This is a genomic window from Paenibacillus sp. 203 (assembly GCF_037027525.1).
In the GTDB taxonomy this organism is placed as follows: Bacteria; Bacillota; Bacilli; order Paenibacillales; family Paenibacillaceae; genus Paenibacillus; species Paenibacillus polymyxa_B.
Map to the genome: position 1 here is coordinate 363237 of NZ_JAXCHD010000005.1, position 26273 is coordinate 389509.

Sequence of the window (26273 nt, forward strand, 5' to 3'; positions counted from 1 at the left end):
TTTATGATTGAATATTTAAAGGTTAAAATCGGAATTTAAAGGCGACCGCTTCGCTTGTCCAGCACCATTCCGCCCCCTCCGCTGCACCGTGCTTAAAGGTACGCACCCATGAATCCCACACCCAGGTGAGGGAGTAGAGGAAGAAAGAACAGGCCCTTGAACCACCCGTGTAGGTGGTTCAAGGGCTTGTTTTGTTTATTCACCGTGTAAAGCAGTGAGTATTGTACTTCTTTTCCCCATACTTCACACACGTTAGAGAATCGTGGGACTTTAAGGCGGGCAGTGAGCGAAGTGGGCCATTTGAATCTGGAGAAGCAACAGCGATCGGAAGATCAAATGGACTGCGTAGCGCCTCTCCCACCTTAACTCCTCACAATTCCCCTAACAAACCTCTCTATTTTATCCAACCCTTGCTCCAGCACATCCTGTCCGTAAGCATAGGACAAGCGAATGTATCCTTCGCCATAAGAAGAAAAGGCATCTCCAGGTACGACAGCCACTCCATGCTCTTCCAGCAGCTTCACGGTAAAATCCATCGAGCTTAATCCAAAATGGGCGATAGAAGGGAAAAGGTAAAAGGCTCCTTCGGGTTTCTCCAGCGGGATACCCATGTCTGTCAGCCTACCATGTACATAATCACGACGCTTGCGGTATTCCTCACGCATCGGGAGTGCATCATCGACACCAACAGTCAAGGCTTCCAGGGCAGCATATTGGCTAATCGAGCTAGCACAGGTTACATTGTACTGATGGACTTTGACCATGTGCTGTGTAATTTCAGCGGGTGCAAGTGTAAAACCAATGCGCCATCCCGTCATGGAATGTGATTTGGACAGACCGTTAATGACGATGGTGCGCTCCCGCATACCTGGTAAAGCTGCAATGGACACGTGGGGTGTTTCGTAAATAAGTTCACTGTATATTTCATCCGAAATGATAAACAGATCGCGCTCCTTCAGTAAATCCGCGACCGCTTCCAGTTCTTCGCGACTCATTACTCGTCCGGTTGGATTCGAAGGATATCCGAGAATGACTGCTTTTGTCCGTTCGGTCAGATAAGGCTCCAGCACCTTGGCCGTGAGCTTGAAGCCGCTGTTGCGGGTGTCAGCAAACACTGGAATGCCGCCTGACAAGCGGATCAATGGCTCGTACCCTGGGTAGATCGGCACTGGCAGAATGACTTCATCGCCGGGTGATAAAATCGTGCGTAAGGTAATATCCAGCGCTTCACTGGCTCCGTTCGTTACGATCACCTCATCCTGTCCACGGTAATTCAGGCCGTATTTACGAGCTACAAACGCCGCTGCGGCTTCTCGTAATTCCGGCAGTCCCGGATTAGGTGTATAGGAGGTGCGTCCTTCGTTAATCGCCCGATGGGCAGCTTCCATAATATGCGCAGGGGTAGGGAAATCCGGTTGTCCGATCGTTAATGACAGGGTTCCGGGTAATGCGGCAACTTTGTTGGCGATTTTGCGGATGCCGCTGATTTGAATGTTTTTGACCTGATCGTTAAGCAAATGCTCCATAGCGTATGTGCCACCTTTTTCTGTATTAGAACAAGTTTACAATAATTTGATCTGAATATGCTACGGCAAGAAGAATTCATTTTACATAATTAAGGTACTAAATTGACTAATTTATGGTATCTTAAAAGATGAATATATTTGTAAGCGTAATCATAGTAAAAATGGGGAGGGGAGTATCTTTTGATGAAACAAGAATACATAGAAAAAATATTACCTACGAAATTAAAAAGGTTCGGGATCACATGGCTCAGTGCCATACTGCTGCTTTCAGCTGGAGGGCCGGCAGGGTTGTCCAGTGGAAAAGCTTCGGCAGAGCCTGCATCTTTTGCAGGAAAAGAGGTGCAACCTTCACCCGTAACTGTAGGGGCAAGTGTATACGCAGATGTCTATTTTCCTAAAAAGCTTCGCATCCATGATGTACAGGGGGCAGCACACCGTTCTCCATATGAAGGACAAAAAGTAGCGGATATTGAAGGCGTTGTCACGATGGTGAAGGGGAGTAGTTTCTATATCCAAGAGTTGGATGCTCAAGTGGATCAGGATGAAAAAACATCCGAGGCCATTTTAGTGTACAAGCCTAGTCACGGTGCACAGGTAGGGGATGAGGTAAAGGTTAGCGGTTCGGTGAAGGAATACACGGAAAGAACATATGCGAGCAAGCCAATCGACCTGACAACCACAGAAATTGTGGCTTCTTCGGTTAAGGTAATTGCCAATGACCGTCCATTGCCAACTCCAATTTTGCTAGGTGAACAGGGCCGTGTGATGCCGACATCTGTTGTGGATCATGACGGAATGACGGTGTTTGATCCACAGGAGGATGGCTTGGACTTTTTCGAAAGCCTGGAAGGCATGCGTGTAGAGTTGAAGGATGCCACTGTAATTGGTCCTTATGGCTATGAAATTCCAGTCCGAATTGATAACGGTCCCAATACAGGTGAGGTTGTAACGGAGGCAGGCGGACTCATGCTGACAGAAAGAAGTCTGAACCCGCAACGGATTCTGATTGATGCGAAGCCTTCGACACCGTTGAAAACAGGCGATCGTTTTGCGGGTTCTATCACAGGTGTGGTGAGCTATAGCTTTAGCAATTATAAGCTGCTGCCAGAGCGTATGCCGGATGTTGTACCTGGCGGCCTCCAGCCAGCCAATACGCGTTTGATAGGGGATGACCGTAAGCTGACAGTAGCTTCTTTTAATGTGGAAAACTTCGATCCCGGTGATGGAAAACGGATAGATCAGCTGGGGCAGGCTATCGCTGTAAATTTGAATCATCCGGATATCATAGGATTGCTGGAAGTACAGGATAATAACGGTGAGAAAGATGATGGCACCACAGACGCTTCCGAAAGCTTCCGTGTGCTCATAGAGGCGATTCGTGCTCATGGAGGCCCGGAATACAATTTTACAGATATTGGCCCTGAAAATAATAAGGATGGCGGTGCCCCCGGTGGCAACATCCGTGTTGGCTTCTTGTACAATCCGCAACGTGTTACGCTGACCGACAAGCCCAAGGGGGATTCAGTTACGTCTGTCACTTATGGAGTGCAGGGACTTTCCCTCAACCCGGGTCGGATTGATCCCCTGAATGCATCATTTGAAGACTCGCGCAAGCCGTTGGCCGCTGAATTTGAGTTTGAAGGCCAGCAGGTGATTGTGGTCGCTAACCATTTTAATTCCAAAGGGGGCGATCAAGCGCCATTTGGAGGAATTCAGCCACCTGTGCGAAGCAGCGAAATACAGCGTGCGAAGATTGCAGCGATTGTGAATGGCTTTGTAAAGTCGGTACTGCAAGTAAACCCTAAGGCCAATATAGTGGTGCTCGGTGACCTGAATGATTTTCAATTTTCGGAAACGCTGGCTTTGCTACGGGGGCAGGAATTGACCAATCTGATTGACCATTTGGATGAAAAGGAACGGTACTCCTATATTTATGAAGGTAACTCGCAAACATTGGATCATATGCTGGTCAGCCCGTCACTGAGCAAAACATCCGTGCTGGATATCGTTCATATGAATGCGGACTTTAGTACGGCAGACGGGCGGGTCAGTGATCATGATCCGTTGGTTGCGCAAATAGATGTGCCGCGCAAAACGGAAGAACCACCAACAGAGGGTGGGAGTGGCCGAAATGACGATGATGAGGAGGATCAGCAGGATAACGAGGGAAGCGCCAACGCTGGAAATAGCAGTAGCGTTAACTTGAATGGAACGGGAAATGGGCAGGTTCAGATCCCCAGTAGTGAACCCAATGGAAGCAGCCTGTCTGGTACAAATGTGGTGCAAGTCAAGTCTGTAGTGACCGGAGTGGAGCAAAACGGACTGAAAAAGGCAATTGCTCAAGTAACAGCTGCTGAAATACAAAAGGCCATTCAAAATGGTGCGAAGGGTACGCTTGTGATCCGTGCAGGGGAGCAAGTAGAAGCGGGGACGTACGAGGTTCATTTAAGCGGGGAAGCTTTGGAAGCCGTTTTGAACGACCGTATTCGTACCCTTCGAGTAGAAACGCCACAAGGTGGATATGAAGTAGCAACAAGTCGTTTGTCTCTTCAAAAGCTGGCTGATACCTGGCAGGTGCCTGTAAAACAAATTTCCTTGAATTTTTCCATCGCTTCGAACGAAGAACTGGCTAAACGCTTGGATGTAACAGGGCGCAAACTGTTACAGGCTTTGAATATCGCCGCTGAGCTGAGAAGCGAGGATGGACCGAAACAGCTTTTGGCAGGTAACGGAGACTCTGGTAGTGGGTATGAACGTTATCTGTTACGTGTTCCTGCAACGGTCGATGCAGAGCAGCTTGCTGTAGTGAAGGTATCGACCAACCAAGCCGGACAGCTATCATATACCCCCGTTCCTTTTCACACTTCGAGTGAGGAAATAACCGTGTATGGACGTTCGGGAGGGACTTACGCTGTGCTTGATGGCGGGGCTTCTGGTGAAGTCAGATCGTTCATGGATATATCCGGTCATTGGGCGCAGCAGGACATTACACGGCTGGCAACTCGTCTGCTTGTGACGGGGACCGATCCAACAGCGTCTACAGCTAGTGCTACTCGTGAAAGGGACTTAGCGAACGTACATTTTGAGCCTGAAGGCCAGGTACGACGCTCTGAACTGGCAGCGATGCTGGTTCGTGTGCTTGGACTGGAGCGTACTGATCGCACGCTGACGAGCTTTGACGACGTTCAACCCGAATCGTGGTATGCGGATTCCGTACGTACCGCAGCAGCAGCTGGGCTGATCAACGGCTATACTGACGGAAGCTTCCGTCCTGATACCCCGGTATCGAGGGAGGAACTGGCTGTGATCATAGAGAGAGCCTTGCGCTTCGCAGGGAACACAGGAGAAAAAACAAGAGAAGTGAGTGAAAGTATATCCGTATCATTGTCGGATGCGCAGGAGATTTCTACATGGGCTGCTCCGGCTGTGAAGACTTTGTCTGGACTAGATATTATGAAAGGAGACGAGAAAGGCCGTTTTGGTCCGGCTACATCCGTGACGAGGGCAGAAGCTGCGGCTGTATTATCTCGCACACTGGCTAAGCTTCATTGGGAATAGGAGATTTCCCTATACAAATGTTAGATTGATTGACTTTATACGATAGTTAAGTTATCTTTTGTGGAGAGGTAGTATGATAAATTAGAATGAATGACAAATGAAGAGGTGAAATGTCGTGGGAGTAAAAGCTAAACAAATTTTTGTGAATTTGCCAGTTAAAAATCTGCAACAGTCCATTGATTTTTTCACTACCATCGGATTTGAATTCAGTGCTCAGTTCACTGATGAACATGCAACCTGTATGGTTGTTAGTGAGCATATTTTTGTCATGTTATTGGTTGAAGAACGTTTTAAAGCGTTCACGACAAAGGAAATTTCAGATGCCACAAAAAGCACAGAAGCAATTGTTGCCTTATCGGTGGAGAGTCGAGAAAAGGTAGACGAGATCGTCCACAAGGCTTTGGAAGCGGGCGGCAAGCCCTCAAACGAACCTCAAGATCATGGTTTTATGTATGGATGGAGCTTTCAGGATTTGGATGGTCATCTGTGGGAGTTCTTTTATATGGCAGAGCAGTAATGGAAATGAGAATGATGAAGTAAGCGAAGTATTATGGAAAGTAAACTATCCTAAAAAGATAGTTTGCTTTCTTTATTGTATATTATCGAACTCATCGGGAGGAATCACAATGTCTAACGAAATGAGAGTCTACCCTGTTCAGGCTTTGGATGAAGCCCTGGTAGATTCGCTAAGTCGACTGCTAATCGACGTGGTTGCAGACGGTGCATCTATAGGTTTCTTACCCCCATTAGGTTATCAGGAAGCAGCAACTTATTGGAACAATGTACTTGAGGACGGCGTAGTTCTGTGGATTGCCGAGAAGGACGGAGTACCTGTAGGGACGGTCCAGCTTCATTTGGCTCAAAAAGCTAACGCTATTCATCGTGCGGAAATTGCAAAGCTTATGGTACATCCGTCCGGTCGCAGACTGGGGATCGCACGACAGTTAATGAAGGCAGCGGAAGAAGAGGCACTAAGTCAGGATAGAACGTTACTGGTGCTAGATACGCGGGTGGGTGATCCCTCCAATGGACTATACGAGTCGATCGGGTTTGTAGAAGCTGGTGTTATTCCGGGTTATGCTCAATCAGCCGATGGTCAGCTTCATGCCACTCGATATTATTATAAGTCATTAAATCCGTATTCAAGTCATAGCTGAGCATTTACCGAATAAGTGTGGTATATACGGGTAATCATAACTTGTCATAGGATTACATAGCTTTTTCCGCGTTTATTCAACTGGAAAAGCACGGGAATAGAAACGTATAATGAAGAGGGGGATCAGAGAAGGTCTTTTTATGTCAATTTGGCTGTACTGAATTGAAGAAACGTAGCAAACACAGCGGAGGAATCAGAAAATATGAGGTTGGAGCATGATTTTTTAGGTACCAAGGAAGTGCCATTAGATGCCTATTATGGTGTACAAACGCTGAGGGCAAAAGAAAATTTTCCAATTACAGGCCAAAGACTGCACCCTGAGTTGATTAAAGCCATGGCGATTGTAAAAAAGGGAGCAGCGACGGTAAATATGGAACTAACCCGTTTACACCGCCCCAAAGCAGAGGCCATTATTCAGGCTGCTGATGAGATTATACAAGGACAGTTGCATGATCATTTCATCGTCGATCCGATTCAGGGCGGCGCAGGCACGTCCATTAATATGAATACAAATGAAGTGATTGCGAACCGCGCGTTGGAGCTGATTGGCAAGCAGCGCGGAGATTATCAGGAGATCAGTCCTAATAATCATGTTAATATGGCGCAATCGACGAATGATGCTTTTCCTACAGCCGTACACTTGGCTGTATTAAGTATGATTGATAAGCTGTTAGCTACCATGAGTGAGCTTCAGGAAGCATTTTCCCGCAAGGCAAATGAGTTTGATAGTGTGATTAAAATGGGCCGGACTCACTTGCAGGATGCAGTGCCGATCCGATTAGGACAGGAGTTTCAGGCTTATGCGCGCGTGCTGGGTCGTGATATCGGACGCGTCCGTGCGACCAAGCAGCACCTGCTAACGATTAATATGGGTGCAACTGCGGTGGGTACTGGCCTGAACGCAGACCGTCGTTATATTCAGCGTGTCGCAGAGGTACTGGCAGACGTCAGTGGCTTCCCTGTGGAAGCTGACGAAAATCTTGTAGATGCTACACAAAATACGGATGCTTATACTGAAGTGTCTGCCGCCTTGAAAATTTGTATGATGAATATGTCTAAGGTGGCAAATGACATCCGTTTGATGGCTTCTGGACCACGTGCGGGTCTGGGGGAACTGAGTCTGCCTGCCCGCCAGCCAGGGTCATCCATTATGCCGGGCAAGGTAAATCCGGTGATGTGTGAGGTCATTAACCAAATTGCTTTTCAGGTCATTGGCAATGATCATACAATCTGCTTGGCTTCAGAGGCTGGTCAGCTCGAGCTGAATGTAATGGAGCCCGTACTGGTGTACAACCTACTGCAATCGCTGGAAATTATGAAGCAGGGCTTTCACGTGTTCCGCATTCATTGTGTGGAAGGAATTGAAGCAAATGTGGAGCGGTGTCGTGAATATGTGGAGAACAGTGTAGGCATTATTACAGCGCTTAATCCGCACCTTGGATATGAGGTGGTATCACGCATTGCTCGCGAAGCAATTACGACTGGGAAATCGGTGCGCGAGCTGTGCTTGCTGTACAATGTACTGACCGAGGAGGAGCTGGACATTATATTGGACCCGTACCAAATGACTCAGCCTGGTATTGCCGGAGAATCTTTGCTGAATCGCGAATAATGATGCGGAGTATGGAGTTTAGACAGCTTTGAGGCAAGACGAAGATAGCCCCGTCGAATCTGGCGGGGCTATTGTTATGTGATAAAGAGAGATGTAATACGGGAGCCAGCCTGCATAGGGGAGTTCCCTGTTAAAGATGATACGGCTATGCTTACGGTAGAAGAGGGAGAGTTGGATGTTGCTAGAAAAATTATTGACATACAAGGAATTAGGAATAGGACTCATTGTACTTTTAGTGTTGTTTGCGCTCATCATCAGAGGATTGATACGTGGTCGTAGAAATCGGATTTTACGTGATCTGGACCCACGCAAAATTGGAATTCAGGATATAGATCGTATGGAGGATGGTTCGGAATTTGAGCTTTATTTGCAGCGGTTATTATCCGCGCTTGGCTATAAGGACATCTATAAAACAACCAGTAGCCGGGATTTTGGAGCGGATCTGGTTTTTACAGACCGTGAAGGCGTTAGAGTTGTCATACAGGCCAAACGTTATGGGATACAACATCCGGTAGGTTTGGGCGCGGTGCAGGAAATTTATACCTCCATGCGTTATTATGCGGCCGACAAGTCTGTCGTCATCACCTCCGGCCGTTATACGGAATCCTGTAAAACACTTGCTGCTGTCAACGGGGTTAAATTATTAGACCGCAACGACTTGATCGACATGATTAATTTATTCAAGACGAAACGCCGCGAGGAAGTCATGGATCTTATAGAAAGTAAAACCGAAGTGATTGCTTCCAAATGGAGTGAAAGATAATCATAAAAGGGACTGAATTACTGGCGACGAGACCGAAGCCCAGAAATCAGTCCCTTTTATTTTTTAACATGATGCTTGCTCTTATATTGTTATCATTAGATGCCTGTCCAGACATCCTTAGCATAGCGTTTTTCCTCTTGGAGACGATCCAACCATTGCTGTGCTTCTTCTTTACTGGTATGGTGTGCTTCCGCGTAAGCAGCACAAAGGGCGTCTTCTACATCGGGAGCCATCCGGCTACCATCACCACATACATACAGATGCGCTCCTTCATCAAGCAAGTGAATCAGAGCGTCCGCATCTTCCTTCATGACATGCTGCACGTATCTTTTGGGTTGATCGGGCAGACGTGAAAAGGCTGTATGAAGCGTAACGATTCCCTCCTGCTCCCAGGCTTGCAGCTCTTGCTTGTACAGATAGTCGAGCTTAGGATTACGGCAGCCATAGTATAGATGAGCCTCGCTGAGCTGTTCTCCTCTCTCCTTAAGTATATGGCGTGTCTGGAGGAATCCGCGGAATGGTGCCACTCCAGTGCCCGGACCGACCATGATGACAGGCACGGTTGGGTCTTCTGGCAATCGGAAGCCCGACTGAGGCTTACGCACAAAAATGACAATTGACTCATCTGGTTGGAGCTGTGCTAAATAATTGGAGGCAATTCCTAGGTATTCACCTTGTCCGCTACGGGCTGGTCCACGCACGACGCCCACTGTTATACTCGCCGAATTATCCGATTCAAGCGGAGAGCTTGAGATGGAGTAGTACCTAGGCTTGAGTGGTGGTAACAGCGAGATAAAGTTTTCAAATGGCAGCTCGCAGGCTGGATACTTCTCCAGAATATCCAGCATCGTGACGCGCTTCTGTCGTATCTCTCGATCAAAGGTAGTATCCTCCAGCAAAGCTTCAATTTCTTTTTTGTGCGGTGGACACACGGTAAAGGATGCCAGTTGCCGTAGCTGGGCTCTCGTTGCCGGTTCTTGCAGTTCCACACTGAGAGTGAGCAAATCTCCTATACTGACAGGCCGATCTAAGGGGAGATGCGCCGCATCCCGGTCACTGCCTCTCAATACGATGTAATCCTGTTCCTGTAATTTAAAGCGTTGCATCACCCTTTTGACCAGCGAAGCAGGATTACGCGGCAACACACCAAGGTGGTCACCTTCGCGATAGGACAATCCGGTTGGTAATTTGAGCTCCAGATGTCGTGTACTGCGTTCACTTTCAGCAGCAAGTAGCTCACGATTCGCTGTAACGACGGCGGTCACTGCTCCGTAGTTGTCTGCAAGAGGTGTACTGAGTATGGCGCTGACGAACTCTATGCTCAGGCTGTTGCTGTCCTGCGGTTCTGTATCATTGTGCTCTACCCCGAAAGCATTCAACAAATCCGGCCATAAGCCGTGGTTCCAGGCTTCCCAATCCTTCTCGAAGTCACCGCTGGCATCGCCCTCACCCCGGTCATACAGTCGCTTCGCCCCTTTGGCAGACATCAGCTCGTCGATCAGCCTTGGAATACGCTGATATGTGCTGGCCCAATTGCGGTCGCCGCAGCCGAATACAGCATACCTTACGCCTGCCAGTTGCCCTTCGCCTGCCTGCTCTAACCATTGTACAAAGGCATCAGCATTATCCGGCGGATGCCCGTTATAAGATGCGGTCGTAATAAGTACTACGCCTTCTTTAGGCAAATGGTCCACACGATCATTCAGAGTTGCTATGCTACTGTTGAAACCCCAATTTCGACCTAAATCGGCTAGTTCACCTGCAAGTCCCTCAGCCGTACCCAGATTCGAGCCGTACAAAGACAGCAAAGAAGTATCATGCTTTTCGGCATGGGGGGGGGGCAACCTTTTGTTCCTCTTGTTCATGAAGTTCTTGAACGGCACCTGGCAGTATGACAGCAGTCTGTGTGCTGCGCGGGCGTACTTGAATGGTGAAGCCCTCCGGCTTGAGTGTGAGCGTCTCTTTGACTTTCAGCTCATAATGAGTATGATCAATCAGCTCAAAATGTTTCACTACCATACCCAACACAAGAGTGGCCTCCTGTAAGGCAAACTGCTGTCCAATACAGGCGCGTTGACCGTTGCCAAATGGTTTGTAGGCATCTTGCGGAATGGCGGATGGGTCCTCGAAGCGCTCCGGTCGAAATTCCTCAACATCTTCGCCCCAAGCCTCGGTATCACGGTGCAGTTTTGGGATGAGTACATTAACGCTGTCACCTTTTTTAAGTGGGTAGGTTCCGTCGAGCAACGTATCTTCTTTGGCAAAGAGAGAGAAGGCGGGCGCTGTCGGCCATAGTCGCAGAGCCTCATTCAGTATCATCCTTATGTACTTGAGTTCACGAACCTGAGTATAAGAAGGCAGCGAATCGGTGAGCACGCGATCCACTTCTTCATAGGCCTTGGTTAGCGTTCGCGGATTCTTAAGCAAATAGTAAATGGCAAAGGATAAAAGCCCACTGGTCGTTTCATGACCGGCGATGAGGAAGGTGATGATCTGATAGCGGATATTTTCATCATCCAGCGTCTCACCAGTTTCTGGGTCCTTGCCTTCCAGCATATGCGCTAGTAAATCTTCTTCTCCTTGGTTGCCAAGGGTTTTACGCTCTTCAATAATGCTGTCCACCAGAGAAAACATCGTTTCGATGTCATGTTTAAACTGCTTTCTTTTCGATAACATCAGCTTGTTTTGCAGATTGAGGCGTTGCAGCTGACCCATCGCTTCATCTAATGCGCGTGTCATACTGGTCACGAACGGATGGGGCTGATCGCGGTAGAAGCTGTTAAAACGATAATTAAAGCCGCATAATCCGATGGTATCCAAAGTCAGCCGGGTCATATCTTCCGGTACCTCTACACTTTCATCGGGATTGAGTCGAGACCATTTCTGTATCAGCTGAACAGCAAGATCAAGCATCATATTGTGGTAACCCTTCATAGCCCTCTGACTGAAGCTTGGCAGTAAAATTTGGTGGGCCTTGCGCCAGTTCGGTTCCTCAGTCCAGCTTGTGAATAGTCCGTCTCCTGCAAAAGCTCGTACTTTTTGTAATGGAGCCCACACTTGTTTGTCGAAACGGGATTCATCACAAGCATCTGCGACCAGCTTATGACCAGAAATATAAATGTTCGTTCCTTCAGGCAGATCCATGCGAAAAATTGGACCGTACTCATAAGAAAGCTTAACCAGAGACTGGACAGGGGCATGTGTATCGATCAAGGGCAGATTACCTAAGGGACCATAAGTTTTGGGCTGTGGAATTAAATTGGTCGAAGTCATTTTTAATGTTGCTCCTTTCGGATTGAAATAGAGTGATGGTTTCAGAGTACCTATGTTTTCCAAATTACACTTTATTCTTACGACATAAACGAAAATAAGTGAATTTGGACAGTTCGTATAATAAAAGAAGTACAAAAATATACATTTTTTACATATAGAGAAAAAAATAATCTTATTTATCACATTCTATTTACAATGATTTTACAGAAACTCTTCTGAAAAAATATGCTTTTATAACCGATATAAAGATGTTGGGGATTTCCAAATTATGCCGAGGTGATATGTCATGAAGAAGCGAGCAGTATTATTAATTTGTAGGTGGATTCCCATTGTCACAATCTTTGCATTATTGCTAAGTGCATGTGGGCAATCGGTAGCACAAACCAAGGCTCAGCCCATTAAGGTGGGAATCGTACTGTCAGATATTGGTCTGGGTGACCAATCTTACAGCGACGCTGCTTTCCGGGGTTTGGTCAAAGCACGGGATGAGGGGAAAATTGTTTTTGAATACCGAGAAATAACGGAGACCAAGACGTATGATGCGGCTTTTGAACAGCTTGCTCAAGAAAAGGCTGATTTAATCATTGGGCTGGGTTACATGGTGAAGGACAGTTTGGAATCCATTGCTAAAAAATATCCAGACCGTAAATTTTTAATCGTGGATGAGAAATCAGATTTACCGAATGTGGCCTCTATTAGCTTCAAAGCAGAAGAGGGCAGTTTTATGGCTGGAGTCGTTGCGGGTTTGACGAGTCGCACCGAACAGGTGGGTTTTCTCGGAGGTGCGGAATCTCCTCTGTTGAAAAAATTTGAAATTGGGTATCGCGCAGGAGTGCAATCAGTCAAGCCTAATGCCAAAGTTACTGCAACGTATGCAGGAGATTTTGGAAAGCCGGAACTGGGTACGGAAATTGCAGATGACATGATTAATCAGGATCAGATTGATGTCATCTTTGCAGCCGCAGGTCTTACGGGCGTAGGTGCGCTGCAGGAAGCGCAAAAGCAGCATAAATTCGCCATCGGGGTCGATAGCGACCAGTTTTTTATTGCGGAAAAAGCGGTAGTGACCTCGATGTTTAAAAATGTAGACATTGCAATTTATACAGCAGTCAAAGGATTTGCAGATCATCAAAGAAAATTTACGGAGAAGGATATGGTGTTTGGTCTTGCGGAAGATGGTGTAGGTTTGGCGCCTATTCGTGTCGTGACACTGAGTCCGGATCAGCAAAAGTTGTTGGATGATTTAAAGGAAAAAATCAAATCCGGCACACTGACTGTTCCCACCCAATAAATTTTCGCAAACGGAGGATGAAAGCTGATGAAACTGCAAGGTAAACTGGTGCTGAACGCGATGATTTCCTTGATTGCTTGCCTAGCTTTAGTGGCTTATATCATTTTTGAATTAATTCGTATTAACTCGCAAAGTAGTAATCTGGTTCCGGCTATGTTGAATGTACAGCAGCTCAATGCCTATTTGATTCAGTCAGGGCAGGCACTGCAAAATTATTCAGCTTCCATGACGGAGAGCAACAAAGCCGATGTGCAAAATCAACTGACTCAGTCTGAAAAGACGATTGCTTTGCTTTCACAGGGCATGATGCAAACCGAAGCGCAGCAAAAGCGACTGAATACGATTAAAACAAAATTCAGCCAATTGAAAGTAGCAACGGAGAAAGCCATGAGTACCCAAAACAGCCCGGAGTCCAAGCGGGAGGCCATGCGTGCCCAAGGGATTCAGAACGATGTATTTATGCTGGATCTGCTGACCAAGGCACGTTATGACCAATACACAGAAGATTTGACCAAGAGCATTCGTTTTACATGGCAATTGGCCTTGGCAGGTGCAGTTATACTTCTGGTGGCGGTTGGGCTATATAATACATATACATCCAGGCAGCTTGCCCTTAGAACACGCAAATTAACGGATGCCGCAAAGCAAATTGCTGAGGGAAATCTGACAGTGCAGCTTGCCCAAACCAAGGGACGCGATGAGCTGGACGAGCTTAATGAATCTTTCCGGGTGATGATCGGGAACTTGCGCAGCATTGTACTCTCCATTGATCAGGCGGGTAATCGTGTCGATCTGATGGCTCGGGATATTGATCAGCATAATGAGGCCATGAAGGAAATTGTGGCACAAGTCAGCACGTCAACAGAGGAACTGGCAATAGGCAGTCAGAAAATTGCTGAGGATCTGTCGTCGACAGTTGGCGTTGTGGACGAGATGCAGCAGAAGTTTGAATCGAATCTACTGGAGACCACACAATCGACCGCGTATAGTGAGGATGCTTTGCGTGTCATTGAGCAGGGTACGCGGGTCATGAGCGATCAACTGCGTATTGTTGCAGAAAATCGTTCAGCCATGTCCGAAGTGGAGCAGACGGTCAAGGAGCTGGAGGCTAATGCAGCCGAGATTACAACCATGACTGGATACGTATCCGAAATTGCCAGCCAAACATCGCTGTTGTCCTTGAATGCTTCTATTGAGGCTGCACGTGCAGGTGAAGCAGGAAAAGGTTTTGCTGTTGTTGCCAATGAAGTGAAAAAGCTGGCGAATCAATCAGAGTCTGCTGTAAAGAAAATTTATACTGCTGTTGACAGTATCACGCAGGCTATGGATAAGGTGAAGACTTCTGTGGCGCAAAGTCAGGAGCTGTTCCGTGAGCAGGAGAAGGCAACCTCCTCGACTGGAGAATCGTTTACAGAGATTAGTGGCAAAGTGCAGCAAATCGCCAGCCAAGTCAGCAAGCTATCAACGGACATGAATGTATCGCGAGAACTGAGCGTACAGGTGCAGCAAGCTATTGAAAATATCAGCGCAATCACTCAGCAGTCCGCCGCAGGCAGTGAAGAGATTACGGCTTCCACGGTGGAGCAGAAGCGTTCATTTGAGGAATCGGCTGAGAAGGTAAAAGAGCTTCGTCAGATTCGCGAAGAGATGCAACGGGAGCTGGATCGTTTTCAGGTGGAATAGACTAGCTAAAACCTGTGAAGCGAGTATCTGTTTTTGCTGAATAATGATACAAGCAGTGCCAAAGAAGGAGTTCTACCTTGTACAGTACAGGGAGGCTTCTTCTTTTTTATATGAATCCTTATATTAAGTTTGATATACATAGGCAGGGAATTCCAACTCTTACGTCAAATAGATTTAGGGAGAATATGTCACCACGTATATTGGCAAGAGGAAGATGGACAACGAAGTCCGGAAGGATGAAGTTACGGGAATGTTGCGACTTAAGCTTCGATTGATACTGAAAAATAAACAGACAAGATTGATTCTACTGCTCACTCTGTGCGTGTCGCTTGTAATTAGCGTGATCGGCTTGCTATCGTATTCACGATACCGTGAAGGTTTGGATACCGAGCTGAACACACCCAATATAGAATTGTTGCAAATCAATCTGGATGTGACCAATCGGGCTTTTCGTGAGTCTGATAACAAGGCGCTGGACGCAGCATATCATCCAGACGTAGAGGCCTTTGTACGTGTCCAAACGGATGGGGAATCGCTGGAAGACAAGGCCTCCGTCATAGATCGGCTTCACAAATACTTGAAAACCCTTTCTTCGCACGAAGAAATTTACTCGGTTGAAGTTATTTCTTTGGACAATCATGCTCTCGTATCCAGCAATTATGGTTACAGGCCTGATTGGAAACAGGCACCGGATACCACATGGGTTCCCTGGATTCAGGACATTCAAAAAAAGCCGTTGTTGATTAAGCGGCGATGGTACGGCACCGATCGTGAGCAGGGGGCGGTAGAGCTGCTTTCGCTGGCCAGGCCCATAGTAGAGAATGGTCAGGTCATGGGTGCGGTGCTATTCAATCTGGATTATGACCGTTTTTTCTCCAAACTCTATATTCATTTATCCAACTCGCAATACGTGTATGATCTGGAGGGCGAGTTGATCTATCCCAAGCTAAGATCGTCCCTACCCTTAAATGATATGGGCAGGATTTTGAAAGAGCTGGATGTGAGTCCCTATGCTTATGTGGAGATAGGGAACATGGAATATATGGCGAACCAAACCTTTTCTGATGTAACGGGCTGGCGTCTAGTATCGCTCGTTCCGATGGACAAGCTGCTGAAAAATGTAAAGCTGGCGCGCAATATGATGCTGTGGCTGGCCTTTATCTCCATACTGGCTGGGTGCTCAGCAGTTTACTATTATAATTATGCAGCTTTTCGCCCCATGAAAAAAATTAATAGCCTATTGAATTCGGGCAATAAGGGAACGCGCCAAGGAGGATTGTATGACCTGGAACCTGTGATTAGCAAACTGGTTGGAGAGTTTCACCGCAAATCATTGGTGGTAGAGCGTAGCCTGCCGGAGCTGCGTTCCAAATATATGGAAGATGTCATCCAGCGTAGAATGGGCATACAGGAAATGCGTATGAAATGGGAACAGTATTTTTCCGATTGGGACGGCCATTCTTTGTTTGTCATGATCGTGTCCATTGACCGGTATTCTGCGTGGGCCGCAAGCTTTCCAGAAGAAGATAAAATGCTGCTCAAGTATGCGCTGAACAATATTTTGCTAGAGATGCTCGAACCTCACTGGAAAGCAGTATGCTCGCCGGAGGAGGAAAGTGGTTTTATTGTGCTGTTACAGTTCAGCGAGAGTTCGAATGAAGTTGGTACAGAGACTGACCTCCAAGAGAGCATTTTGCTTCAAAAAAGCGTGGATAGGCTGATTCAGGTTGTCGGTGAGTATCTTCCTTTGACTATTTCTATAGGAATTGGTCATATGGTCACGGATATTCGAGAGGCACGGGCGTCTTTTATAAAAGGAAAAGAGGCCCTTAATTTGCGTTTGTATGAGGGGTATGGACGTTCATATACGAATATAGACAGCAGTATAAGTGTGAAAAAGGATAATACGGTGGATGAACAGTCAAAGGAGCAGATTCAGGATTCAACATTGCTGGACAATCGGCGTGTGGAAATGATTCGTGCCCTGGAGTCACAGGAACCTGGTGCAAGTGTAAAGCTAATCAGCCACTGGGTAGAAGAACTTCGACTCCACAGAACATCCCCAGCTCAGGTCTACTTGTTTGTTCATGAATTGCTGGAAGATTTGCTAAAATGGTGTGCCACTCAGAGTGTGACGCCGCCGGATCAGCTTGCTGATTACCACTGGAATCAGATTCTGACGCTAGACCTTCAAGACATGGAGGTATTGCTGGTCATTATGTTGACTGATATTGAAGAAAAATGGAATGGACGCATCCAGTCCAAAGATTTTGTGCGTGTACAAGAGATGATCGAGTATATGGAACATCACTTGCATTTGAACATCGGGCTTCAGGAAATTGCGGATCATGTTCACATGAGCGTGTCCTCGGTGAGCAGCATGTTCAAGGAAGAAACGGGGACCACCGTTTACGATTATTTGACTGGATTACGCGTAAAAAAGGCATGCACATTACTATGTGAAACCCATTTGAAAATCGGTGAAATTGCAGAACAGGTCGGATACCGAAATGAGAACAGCTTTATCCGGGTATTCCGCAAGCACAAACAAGTGACCCCAGGGAAATTCAGACAAATCAGCAAATCTTCCAATGAATATGCAGATCGGTCAAAAGGTCGATACTTTGGCGAAATAGAAGATAAATACGAAGATTAAGCGATAGCTGTAGCCCTCCACGTTGCGGTACATTGACTTCATGTAAACGCAAACAACAAGACCAAAAACGTTGGAGGTGAAAACGGGCGCATGACGGGCCCAGTTCATTTTTGGAGAAGAGGAAACGTAATGAAGAAAAAGCCATGGCAAAAATATGTGCTGGTTGCGGCGGGAGTAGCTATGCTTTCTGCCTTGAGTATCAGTGAATATGTGGATCACCACACCTTGCAGGATCACAGCCGTATATTTCCTACGAAGCCAATAACACTCGTCGTTCCTTACGCAGCCGGAGGCGGTACGGATATTACCGCGAGAGCGTTGGCGAAAGCCGCCGAAAAGCATCTCGGTCAGCCGATCATCGTCGTTAATCGAACGGGAGGAGGCGGTTCTGTCGGGCTGATGGAAGGGGCTGAGGCGCAGGCGGACGGTTATACCGTAACGTATCTGGTCGCTGAGCTGACTACGTTGCCTCATTTGGGACTGCTACCGCTCACCTATGAGCGATTTAAGCCGCTGCTTCAAACCAATATGGACCCTTCCGCCATTACGGTCCGGGCGGATGCACCATGGAAGACAGCGGAGGCATTTCTGGAGGATGCTGGGGCTCATCCCGGCAAGCTCAAAATGGGGAATGCAGGCACAGGGAGCATATGGCACCTTGCTGCCGCGATGCTGGAGCAGAAAAGCGGAGTTCGCTTTACCCATATCCCTTATGAGGGAGCAGGCCCAGCCGTCTCCGCTTTAATGAGCGGATTTGTGGATGCTGTACCCGTCAGTCCCGCAGAAGTGAAGAAATACGTGGACGAAGGGAAACTTCGCATACTGGCGATCCAGGCAGACACTATTTCGGAAGCGTTTCCAAAAGTGTCGACACTACAGCAAGCCACTGGGCTACGTGTACATTTTATTGGCACTTGGAGAGGGCTGGCTGTACCCAAGGAAACACCGGAGGAAGTTGCTCAAACGCTGACAGATGCACTGATCAAGGGGACGAAAGACGAGGAATTCAGGGAGGAAATGCGTAAGCATGGGTTGGGATTGCGTGTCCAGGATGCAGAGGCATTCGCGCGGCAACTGAAGGAGAGTCACGATACCTTCGCGAGACTGATTCCCGAGCTCGGCTTGAGCCGCAAGTAACACGGCCTTGTTTTTGCATTGGCAAAAACGAAAGGGTTGAACGAAGTTATGAAAATCAAACAAAACATTGATAAAATTCCAGGGGGCATTATGCTGGTGCCGCTGTTTATTGGCGCGCTTTTTCATACATTTACTCCATGGGCAGGCGACTATTTTGGATCTTTTACCAAGGGGCTGATGACAGGTACGGTACCCATCTTGGCAGTGTGGTTTTTTTGTATGGGTGCTTCTATAGATGTGCGAGCGACGGGTACTGTATTGCGTAAATCAGGAACGCTCGTACTGACTAAAATCGCGGTCGCGTGGGTAGTGGCGATCATTGCGTCCAGATTGCTGCCTGTTGGTGGCGTAGAAAGTGGACTATTTGCAGGTTTGTCGGTGCTGGCGTTGATCTCAGCTATGGATATGACAAACGGCGGGTTATATGCCTCCATTATGCAGCAGTATGGCTCCAAGGAAGAGGCAGGAGCATTTGTACTGATGTCACTGGAATCGGGTCCGTTGGTGACCATGATTATTTTGGGTAGCACCGGGCTGGCCGTTTTTGAACCGCAGACCTTTGTGGGGGCGGTATTACCATTTTTGGTCGGATTTATGTTGGGCAATCTGGATCATGATTTCCGAAAATATTTTGGGAACGCAACGCAAGCTTTGATTCCATTTTTCGGTTTTGCACTTGGTTGTTCCATTGATCTGAGTGTCATTGTCCAGACAGGAATGCTTGGTATTTTATTAGGTATTTTTGTCATTATCGTTACAGGTATTCCACTGATTTTGGCTGACAAATATATCGGTGGTGGCAACGGTACAGCAGGAATTGCAGCCTCCAGTACAGCAGGTGCAGCAGTAGCCAATCCAGTCATTGTCGCCAACATCAAGCCTGAGTTTCTGCCTGTAGCGCAATCTGCAACGGCCTTAGTTGCTGCTTCGGTCATTGTGACCTCGATTTTAGTACCTATTCTGACGGCATACTGGGCCAATTATATGAAACGTAAGGGGAAATCCCAAGGAACAGGACCTGTAAAACCAGGGGTGAATTTGCCTAAATAAAGTTTGGATGATGATGGCTCGCCTTATGGACCTTTCCATTACCCGGGAAATGCTTTTACAGTTATACCTTTAATCCTAACATTACAAAACTTGTCCTAAAACGCTTCTGCAAACATACATATGTAAGCAGAGGAGCGTGATGGGATTGGAAAACAAGGTGCGTCGCTACTACCAGTTAAAGCAAAAGCAAAAAGAAATTGAAGGTGAACTGACTGATTTACGTAATGACATTACCGCACATTGTGCACAGCAGGAAGTATCAGATTGGGAAATTGGCAACTACCGAGTCAAGATTATACAGCAGCACCGCAAGGAATACGATCATACAAAGCTGTATGATTCACTGCCTGATCCGCAGCTATGGCGCTTGTTTTCCAAGCCAGATACGTCGAAGATTGCCAGTTTGCTTAAGCTCAAGGTCATCGCAGAGGAGCAAATAAAAGATGCCATTTCTCTTAAAACGGTGACGCTATTGCAGGTGGATAAAAAATAAATAAAAAGAGCTGCCCCCGTTTTCGGAGCCAGCTCTTTTTATTGTCTGTTGTTACTAGTCTTCCACCTTCACGCTCTATGAGCTATTTATCAGACAAACTTTTTCCCACTCCTTTGAGAAAATGAATGCCAAATCCCATTGCCCGGTTTACATCTGGATTATTCATCGCCTTCATAAGATCGCGCAGACGAGTCTTTTTATTCTGCTTTAGATGTTTATCGGCTTCGTTCAGGCCATTAGTAACGCTTTTTGCCAGCTTTTTCATCAGCTCGGGGTCTACCTCAGACAGCATTCCTGCTGCTCCCATGAGATTATTAATGATGTTCGTCACAGGCTTACGCGTCGCTTGTCCTACAGCGATTTTGGCGATGCTTTCTTTAGCCTTCAGCATAGACTGAGCTGCTTCGAGAAGACCACTATCGTGCAGTTCACGTACGATTTCAAGTGTCTTCTGCAATGCCGCCCCATTGTCCGCCAGATCAGCAGTAAGCTGATCCAGCGATTGTTTTTGCCGTTCTTCTTCTGTCAAAATGCGTTTTCTCACAATTGAAATAGGCTTAGCCACGGCTTGACCTCCTTATTTTTGATCCACTAAATCGACGTAACCGGGACGATTCCACTTACGGTCCACTTCAACCCCATTTTGCGGATGACGCTTTTTGTAACGCGGATTGATACGTGGTAGTGGATTTTGACCGTCTACCTCCAAAATTTGCATCCGTACTTTGGCTTGTTTATAGGCCGGTGTACGGGTGACCACATCGAACGCTCCACCAGTTAACAGATTGACCGCACCATCATGGCTGGTAGAGTGCATCGGCACATAAATTTCAGTTCCCTGCACCCGGTCTGTAACCAGAACGCGTAGCTTGACCGCACCATAAGGGGATTCCAATCGAACCAGCGATCCATTATGGATTCCGCGCTCTTCAGCCAATTCAGGGGACACTTCTACAAATACTTTTGGAAGTTTGAGCTGAATACCCGCTGATTTGGTCGTCATATTTCCTTCATGAAACTGTTCGAGCAGTCGACCATTATTTAAGGTCAGATCGAATTCAACGGGGTACTCTTTCGGTGGCACATATTCGAAAAGTCCCAAACGCGCTTTTTTATCCGGAAAGTTAAAGCCGTTGGTGTGCAGTAGCGGTGTATTGCTACCATCCGGCGATCCCCAGTGGAAGCTGTTCCAGCCTTCCAATACATCATAATTACATTGGGAGAAAAATGGAGTGAGCGACGCCATTTCCTCAAAAATTTCACTTGGATGGCTGTAATCCCAATCAAATCCCATGTACTTGGCAAATTGGCTGAAAATCCACCAATCCGGTTTACTGTCTCCCATAGGGCGGAGTGCTTCATATAAACGCTGGACACGACGTTCGGTGTTCGTAAAGGTTCCGTCTTTTTCGAGTGAAGGTACGGCTGGCAAAATGACATCGGCGAATTCAGCTGTTTTGCTCAGAAATACATCCTGAACGACAAGGAAATCCAAATTCGCCAGCATTTCTTGGGTATGGTTGGAGTCGGCATCCACCCATGCCATCTCTTCTCCAGCGATATACATCGCTTTGAGCCTACCTGTTTCAATAGCTTCCAGCATCTGAATGTTGTCTAGTCCGCGTTGACCTGGAATTTGTACGCCATAGGCCGCTTCGAACTTGGCACGAACGACATCGTTCGTCACGGGCTGATAGCCCGGGAAAATATCCGGCATTGTACCCATATCGGCAGCACCCTGAACATTGTTATGTCCGCGAAGCGGATATGCGCCTGCACCCGGACGCATAAAGTTTCCAGTCACCAGCAGTAGGTTGGCAATTGCAATCGAAGTGTAAGAGCCTGCGATGTTTTGCGTCACACCCATGCCCCAGCAAATGGCAGTGCCGTCGGCTTCGTGAATCATAGTCGCTACCTGAATCAGTGTCTCTTTGGAAATACCAGTTTCCTGTTCGGCAAATTCCAGGGTGAAACGATCTAGCAACTTCAAATATTCAGGATAGAAGTTTACATGCTCTTCAATGAATTTTGCATCATGCCAGTTTTGCTCAATGATGTATTTGGCTACAGCGGATAACCATACATAATCCGTACCTTGCTTCGGACGAATGAACAGATCTGCGCGTTCTGCCATTTCATGCTTGCGCAGGTCGACCGAGATCAACTTTTGACCGTGCAGCTTATGCGCACGTTTGATACGAGTAGCCAGCACTGGATGTCCTTCTCCCGGCGCGCAACCGACCAGCATGACCAAACCTGCTTTGGCAATGTCTTTAATTGTACCGCTGTCCCCACCGATGCCTCCGGTGTATTGCAGCCCCCATGACGCAGGAGATTGGCAATACCGTGAGCAATTATCGACGTTATTCGTTTGGAAGACCTGACGAGCCAACTTCTGCATCAAATAGTTTTCTTCATTGGTAAATTTGGACGAAGAAATAAAGCCGAGTGCCTCACCGCCGTAAGTTTCTTGAATAGCTCCCATTTTGCTGGCCATCAGGCTCAAGGCTTCTTCCCAGGTAGCTTCCACAAATTCGTCACCTTGACGAATTAAAGGGGAGGTCAAACGCTGATCGCTGTTCACAAAATCCCAGCCAAATTTCCCTTTTACGCATGTTGAGATACCGTTAACAGGTCCCTCAGAGGTAGGTTGTACCTTCAAAATTTTGCGACCTTTGGTCCAAACCTCAAAGCTACAACCTACACCGCAAAACGTACAGACGGTTTTCGTTTTTTTCGTACGGGTTTCACGCATTGCTGCTTCGACTTCGGAAATAGCAAAAATCCCACTATAGCCCGGCTCCACTTCCTTTATTAAATCTACCATCGGATTTAATAAATCCTTGTTCATACCACTCATGAAGCCTGCTTCTCCCAGCATGGATTTCTCCATCAAGGCATTGCATGGGCAGACGGTTACACACTGACCGCAGCTGACGCAGGAAGAATCGTTAATCGCAACCCTGTCATCCCATATGACCCGAGGGCGTTCCGCTTCCCAGTCAAGGGACAGCGTTTCATTGACCTGAAGGTTTTGGCATACCTCTACGCATTGGCCGCATGCAATACATTGATTGGGGTCATATCGATAGAAGGGATGAGACATATCTACTTCTGTCGGGTCAACTTTCGGTTGATACGGATATTTTTGATGTTCAATCTCCATAAGCTCTGCTGTATTATGCAAAGTACAATTACCGTTGTTGTTATCGCACACTGTGCAGTAGAGGAGATGATTTTCTAGCAATCGGTCCATAGCCTCGGTTTGAGCTGCTTTCGCGCGATCCGAGTGTAAATGAATATTCATTCCATCCGAAGCCAGTGTTGAGCAGGAACGCATAAGTTTTCCGTCCACTTCCACGATACATGTGTCACAGGTGCGGATCGGATCGACTTCGGGAACGTAACACAGCTGGGGATGGGCGATGTTGTTTTCGTTAATCACTTCAAGAATCGTTGCGCTGTTCTTCGTTTTCAGTTCCTGTCCGTTTAATGTAATTTTGATCGTACTATCAGTCACGGTTCAGGCTCCTTTCAGATTTTAAATTTAAAAATTAGGAATAAAAAAACTCCACCATAAACACAAGTGCTCGTGTTCCAGCACTTGTGTTTATGGTGGAGTAGTGACCAAGCTCTAGGTCCTGGAGGCCAATCCGCCATTTGAATATGTATTAATAACAAACAGTACGCACCGTCTGTATATCAATAACTTCTGAATAACTTAGATATGTCATTTTCTGCATGTCATCTCGTGTAACTATAACGTAAAATTTAAGATAGTTCAACGGTACATTATTAATTTTTTAATTGATAATGATTATCGTTTGAGAAATCGAAAAATCATTGACAAACGTTCCAGGATTGCTAACAATAGGAATGTAATCTATTTCAGAGCAATCGTAAATGGAGTGTGCGTGGGAACCGCGTATATTTTATTTGTCGCAGCGCTTGTTAGTTTGATTTTTCTATATCACATGAAGTGGGATTCGTAAAATCCTGATGTAGATAAATTAACCGGCATTTAGCAGATTCTTCGATATTCATAAGCGAAGAAGTTGTTGTGATGCCGGTTTTTTGGTTCAGTATAAAATGAATGGAAATGCCGTTCCAATTTAGAGTGTAAAGAGTTTTATTAATGAAGACGGATTGAGGTGAACAGGATGGCGAACCGGAGCGACGATCAATGGAATCGTCCGTTACGGGACTTAAGAATATCCGTCATAGACCGATGTAATTTTCGGTGCCGATATTGTATGCCGGAAGAAATATTTGGCCATGACTATCCGTTTTTGCCAAAAGAAAAAATATTGACCTTTGAGGAAATTACGCGCCTTTCCCGTATTTTTGTCTCGCTGGGCGTTACGAAGTTGCGTATTACTGGTGGTGAGCCGTTGCTGAGGAAAAATTTGTCCTTGCTTATTCATTCGTTAACTCAACTCGATGGCGTTGAAGATATTGCAATGACGACAAACGGCGTATTTTTGCCTAAATATGCTGTAGCACTGCGAGAGGCGGGACTGAAAAGAGTGACGGTTAGTCTGGATTCGCTCGATGATGATCGGTTCCGCCAAATGAACGGGGGCAGAAGCAGTGTAAAGGCGGTGCTGGATGGTATTGAGGCTGCCGCTCATGCAGGGATGCAGGTGAAAATAAATATGGTCGTGCAAAAGGGCTTTAACGATCAGGATATTGTTCCCATGGCTGACTATTTCCAAAAGAAAAAGCATATTTTACGTTTTGTTGAGTTTATGGATGTAGGCAACACCAATGGCTGGAAATTGGATCAGGTCGTTTCCAAGCAGCAGATCATCGAAGCCATTCATGAGCATATGCCGTTAGAGCCTGTTCCACCCCAGTACAAAGGTGAGGTGGCGACGCGCTACAGGTATCAGGACAGAGACGGGGAAATCGGCATTATTTCGTCTGTTACGGACGCCTTCTGCTCCACATGTACACGAGCGAGAATTTCTGCTGAAGGTTCCTTGTACACGTGCCTGTTTGCCTCTCAAGGGTACAAGCTTCGCGCGATGCTGCGTTCCGAACAGTCTGATGACGAGATTAGAGCTTACATTGAGCGTGTTTGGAGAGAACGTACGGACCGCTATTCAGAGGAACGGCTGAATCATACACAGCAAGCAACGTCTAAAATTGAAATGTCACACATCGGCGGGTGAGCCGAAGAGCCCGCCTGTCAGAAACAAGGGAGTGGAGCACATGGAAAAGCCAGCTGAGGTAAAACGTGAGATTCTACGTTATCGTGACGGTCAGATCAAGCGTTTTGAAGACACTGTGGTGACGGAGCATCCGGTGACCATCAAAATCAATCAGCAGGAATTTGCTACCATGGTTTGTACACCAGAGTATGTGGAGGATATGGCAGTAGGTTTTTTGGCCTCTGAAGGCGTCATTCAACGGTACGATGATATTGAAGATATTTGGGTTCAGGAAAAAGAAGGTTTTGTTCATATTAAAACCCGTCGAATGAATGAGTTTTATCAAAACTTTCATTCCAAACGGTACATTACCTCCTGCTGCGGAAAAAGCAGACAGGGCTTTTATTTTATGAATGATGCTAAAGTGGCAAAAAGAATGAATGATACCCATGTTACGCTGTCTTTTGACGATTGTTTCCGCTTGATGAATTTAATGCAAAGCTCGGCACTTACGTTCCAAGAGACCGGTGGTGTTCATAATGCAGCGTTGTGCGATAAAGACGGGATGATCCTGTCCAGAATAGATATCGGCCGACACAATGCGCTGGATAAAATCTATGGGCATTGCCTAAAACATGATATTGTATTACAAGACAAAATCATAGTATTCAGCGGACGCATTTCGTCTGAAATTTTGTTGAAGGTTGCGAAGATTGGCTGTGAAGTTGTGTTGTCCAAGTCAGCTCCCACAGAGCTTGCACTTGAGTTAGCTGAGGATCTGGGAATTACAACCGTCGGCTTTATACGCAGTCATTCTCTGAATGTATATACGCATACCGAGCGGATTGATGAACTGGTTGAATCTAAAATATAATATACAAATCCTCATTGTACACCGTCATAGTTAACCAGCATGGAATAA

The 26273-nt window shown here is 46.7% G+C and carries 16 protein-coding genes and 1 pseudogene; 13 read left to right on the plus strand and 4 right to left on the minus strand.

The window, feature by feature from the left end:
- Window positions 1–362 precede the first annotated feature (362 nt).
- Entirely contained in the window at window positions 363–1526 is a 1164-nt protein-coding gene (locus WA407_RS14100; RefSeq protein WP_336077617.1) for an aminotransferase A, read from the minus strand.
- Window positions 1527–1709: 183 nt separating this feature from the next.
- Between WA407_RS14100 and WA407_RS14105 the strand changes: the two genes are divergently transcribed.
- From WA407_RS14105 to WA407_RS14125, 5 genes are all read left to right on the plus strand, one after another.
- Complete coding sequence (locus tag WA407_RS14105; protein WP_336077618.1) at window positions 1710–5084, plus strand: S-layer homology domain-containing protein; 3375 nt, start codon at window positions 1710–1712, stop codon at window positions 5082–5084.
- Window positions 5085–5199: 115 nt separating this feature from the next.
- Window positions 5200–5601 (plus strand): VOC family protein, encoded by a 402-nt coding sequence (locus tag WA407_RS14110; RefSeq protein WP_061829696.1) that lies wholly within the window; start codon window positions 5200–5202, stop codon window positions 5599–5601.
- A 109-nt stretch (window positions 5602–5710) separates the two neighbouring features.
- Complete coding sequence (locus WA407_RS14115; protein WP_235309222.1) at window positions 5711–6241, plus strand: GNAT family N-acetyltransferase; 531 nt, start codon at window positions 5711–5713, stop codon at window positions 6239–6241.
- A 201-nt stretch (window positions 6242–6442) separates the two neighbouring features.
- Window positions 6443–7852 carry an aspartate ammonia-lyase gene (aspA, locus tag WA407_RS14120; protein WP_061829699.1) on the plus strand — a complete coding sequence of 470 codons (1410 nt, stop codon included), beginning with the start codon at window positions 6443–6445 and terminating at the stop codon, window positions 7850–7852.
- Window positions 7853–8027: 175 nt separating this feature from the next.
- Window positions 8028–8615, plus strand: a complete 588-nt coding sequence (locus WA407_RS14125; RefSeq protein WP_336077619.1) for a restriction endonuclease — start codon at window positions 8028–8030, stop codon at window positions 8613–8615.
- A 95-nt stretch (window positions 8616–8710) separates the two neighbouring features.
- On the opposite strand, the pseudogene WA407_RS14130 reads toward WA407_RS14125, so the two are convergent.
- A pseudogene (locus tag WA407_RS14130) lies at window positions 8711–11888 on the minus strand (bifunctional cytochrome P450/NADPH--P450 reductase).
- 286 nt (window positions 11889–12174) lie between these two features.
- On the opposite strand from WA407_RS14130, the gene WA407_RS14135 reads away from it, so the two are divergent.
- The 6 genes from WA407_RS14135 (at window position 12175) to WA407_RS14160 (ending at window position 20198) form a co-directional block, all read left to right on the plus strand.
- Window positions 12175–13179 (plus strand): BMP family lipoprotein, encoded by a 1005-nt coding sequence (locus WA407_RS14135; protein ID WP_235309227.1) that lies wholly within the window; start codon window positions 12175–12177, stop codon window positions 13177–13179.
- 27 nt (window positions 13180–13206) lie between these two features.
- The gene (locus WA407_RS14140; protein WP_235309229.1) at window positions 13207–14862 is read left to right on the plus strand and encodes a methyl-accepting chemotaxis protein; all 1656 of its coding nucleotides are present in this window, start codon (window positions 13207–13209) and stop codon (window positions 14860–14862) included.
- A 214-nt stretch (window positions 14863–15076) separates the two neighbouring features.
- A complete protein-coding gene (locus tag WA407_RS14145; protein WP_235309231.1) occupies window positions 15077–17518 on the plus strand; it encodes an AraC family transcriptional regulator in 2442 nt (813 codons plus the stop codon).
- A 129-nt stretch (window positions 17519–17647) separates the two neighbouring features.
- Complete coding sequence (locus WA407_RS14150; protein WP_336077620.1) at window positions 17648–18655, plus strand: tripartite tricarboxylate transporter substrate binding protein; 1008 nt, start codon at window positions 17648–17650, stop codon at window positions 18653–18655.
- A gap of 48 nt (window positions 18656–18703) precedes the next feature.
- The gene (gene kdgT / locus WA407_RS14155; protein WP_336077621.1) at window positions 18704–19705 is read left to right on the plus strand and encodes a 2-keto-3-deoxygluconate transporter; all 1002 of its coding nucleotides are present in this window, start codon (window positions 18704–18706) and stop codon (window positions 19703–19705) included.
- Between the two features lie 139 nt (window positions 19706–19844).
- Window positions 19845–20198: a hypothetical protein gene (locus WA407_RS14160; RefSeq protein ID WP_235309238.1), complete on the plus strand. Its 354-nt coding sequence runs from the start codon at window positions 19845–19847 to the stop codon at window positions 20196–20198.
- Between the two features lie 82 nt (window positions 20199–20280).
- Here the strand turns inward: WA407_RS14160 and WA407_RS14165 are convergent, their stop codons facing one another.
- Both WA407_RS14165 and fdhF read right to left on the minus strand, forming a co-directional pair.
- Window positions 20281–20763: a DUF1641 domain-containing protein gene (locus tag WA407_RS14165; protein ID WP_254328850.1), complete on the minus strand. Its 483-nt coding sequence runs from the start codon at window positions 20761–20763 to the stop codon at window positions 20281–20283.
- 12 nt (window positions 20764–20775) lie between these two features.
- Complete coding sequence (gene fdhF / locus WA407_RS14170; protein ID WP_336077622.1) at window positions 20776–23718, minus strand: formate dehydrogenase subunit alpha; 2943 nt, start codon at window positions 23716–23718, stop codon at window positions 20776–20778.
- 640 nt (window positions 23719–24358) lie between these two features.
- On the opposite strand from fdhF, the gene moaA reads away from it, so the two are divergent.
- The gene (gene moaA, locus WA407_RS14175; protein ID WP_235309242.1) at window positions 24359–25372 is read left to right on the plus strand and encodes a GTP 3',8-cyclase MoaA; all 1014 of its coding nucleotides are present in this window, start codon (window positions 24359–24361) and stop codon (window positions 25370–25372) included.
- A 40-nt stretch (window positions 25373–25412) separates the two neighbouring features.
- On the plus strand, window positions 25413–26225 hold the full coding sequence (fdhD, locus tag WA407_RS14180) for a formate dehydrogenase accessory sulfurtransferase FdhD (protein WP_165178516.1): 813 nt from the start codon (window positions 25413–25415) through the stop codon (window positions 26223–26225).
- Window positions 26226–26273: the final 48 nt, after the last annotated feature.

Bases quoted from the DNA above. Each gene is read 5' to 3' on its own strand.
- aspA (WP_061829699.1), top strand. From the start codon at position 6,443: ATGAGGTTGGAGCATGATTTTTTAGGTACCAAGGAAGTGCCATTAGAT.
- WA407_RS14135 (WP_235309227.1), top strand. From the start codon at position 12,175: ATGAAGAAGCGAGCAGTATTATTAATTTGTAGGTGGATTCCCATTGTC.
- WA407_RS14150 (WP_336077620.1), top strand. From the start codon at position 17,648: ATGAAGAAAAAGCCATGGCAAAAATATGTGCTGGTTGCGGCGGGAGTA.
- WA407_RS14105 (WP_336077618.1), top strand. From the start codon at position 1,710: ATGAAACAAGAATACATAGAAAAAATATTACCTACGAAATTAAAAAGG.
- WA407_RS14100 (WP_336077617.1), bottom strand. From the start codon at position 1,526: ATGGAGCATTTGCTTAACGATCAGGTCAAAAACATTCAAATCAGCGGC.
- WA407_RS14125 (WP_336077619.1), top strand. From the start codon at position 8,028: ATGTTGCTAGAAAAATTATTGACATACAAGGAATTAGGAATAGGACTC.
- WA407_RS14115 (WP_235309222.1), top strand. From the start codon at position 5,711: ATGTCTAACGAAATGAGAGTCTACCCTGTTCAGGCTTTGGATGAAGCC.
- WA407_RS14145 (WP_235309231.1), top strand. From the start codon at position 15,077: ATGGACAACGAAGTCCGGAAGGATGAAGTTACGGGAATGTTGCGACTT.
- fdhD (WP_165178516.1), top strand. From the start codon at position 25,413: ATGGAAAAGCCAGCTGAGGTAAAACGTGAGATTCTACGTTATCGTGAC.
- moaA (WP_235309242.1), top strand. From the start codon at position 24,359: ATGGCGAACCGGAGCGACGATCAATGGAATCGTCCGTTACGGGACTTA.
- WA407_RS14160 (WP_235309238.1), top strand. From the start codon at position 19,845: ATGGGATTGGAAAACAAGGTGCGTCGCTACTACCAGTTAAAGCAAAAG.
- WA407_RS14140 (WP_235309229.1), top strand. From the start codon at position 13,207: ATGAAACTGCAAGGTAAACTGGTGCTGAACGCGATGATTTCCTTGATT.
- kdgT (WP_336077621.1), top strand. From the start codon at position 18,704: ATGAAAATCAAACAAAACATTGATAAAATTCCAGGGGGCATTATGCTG.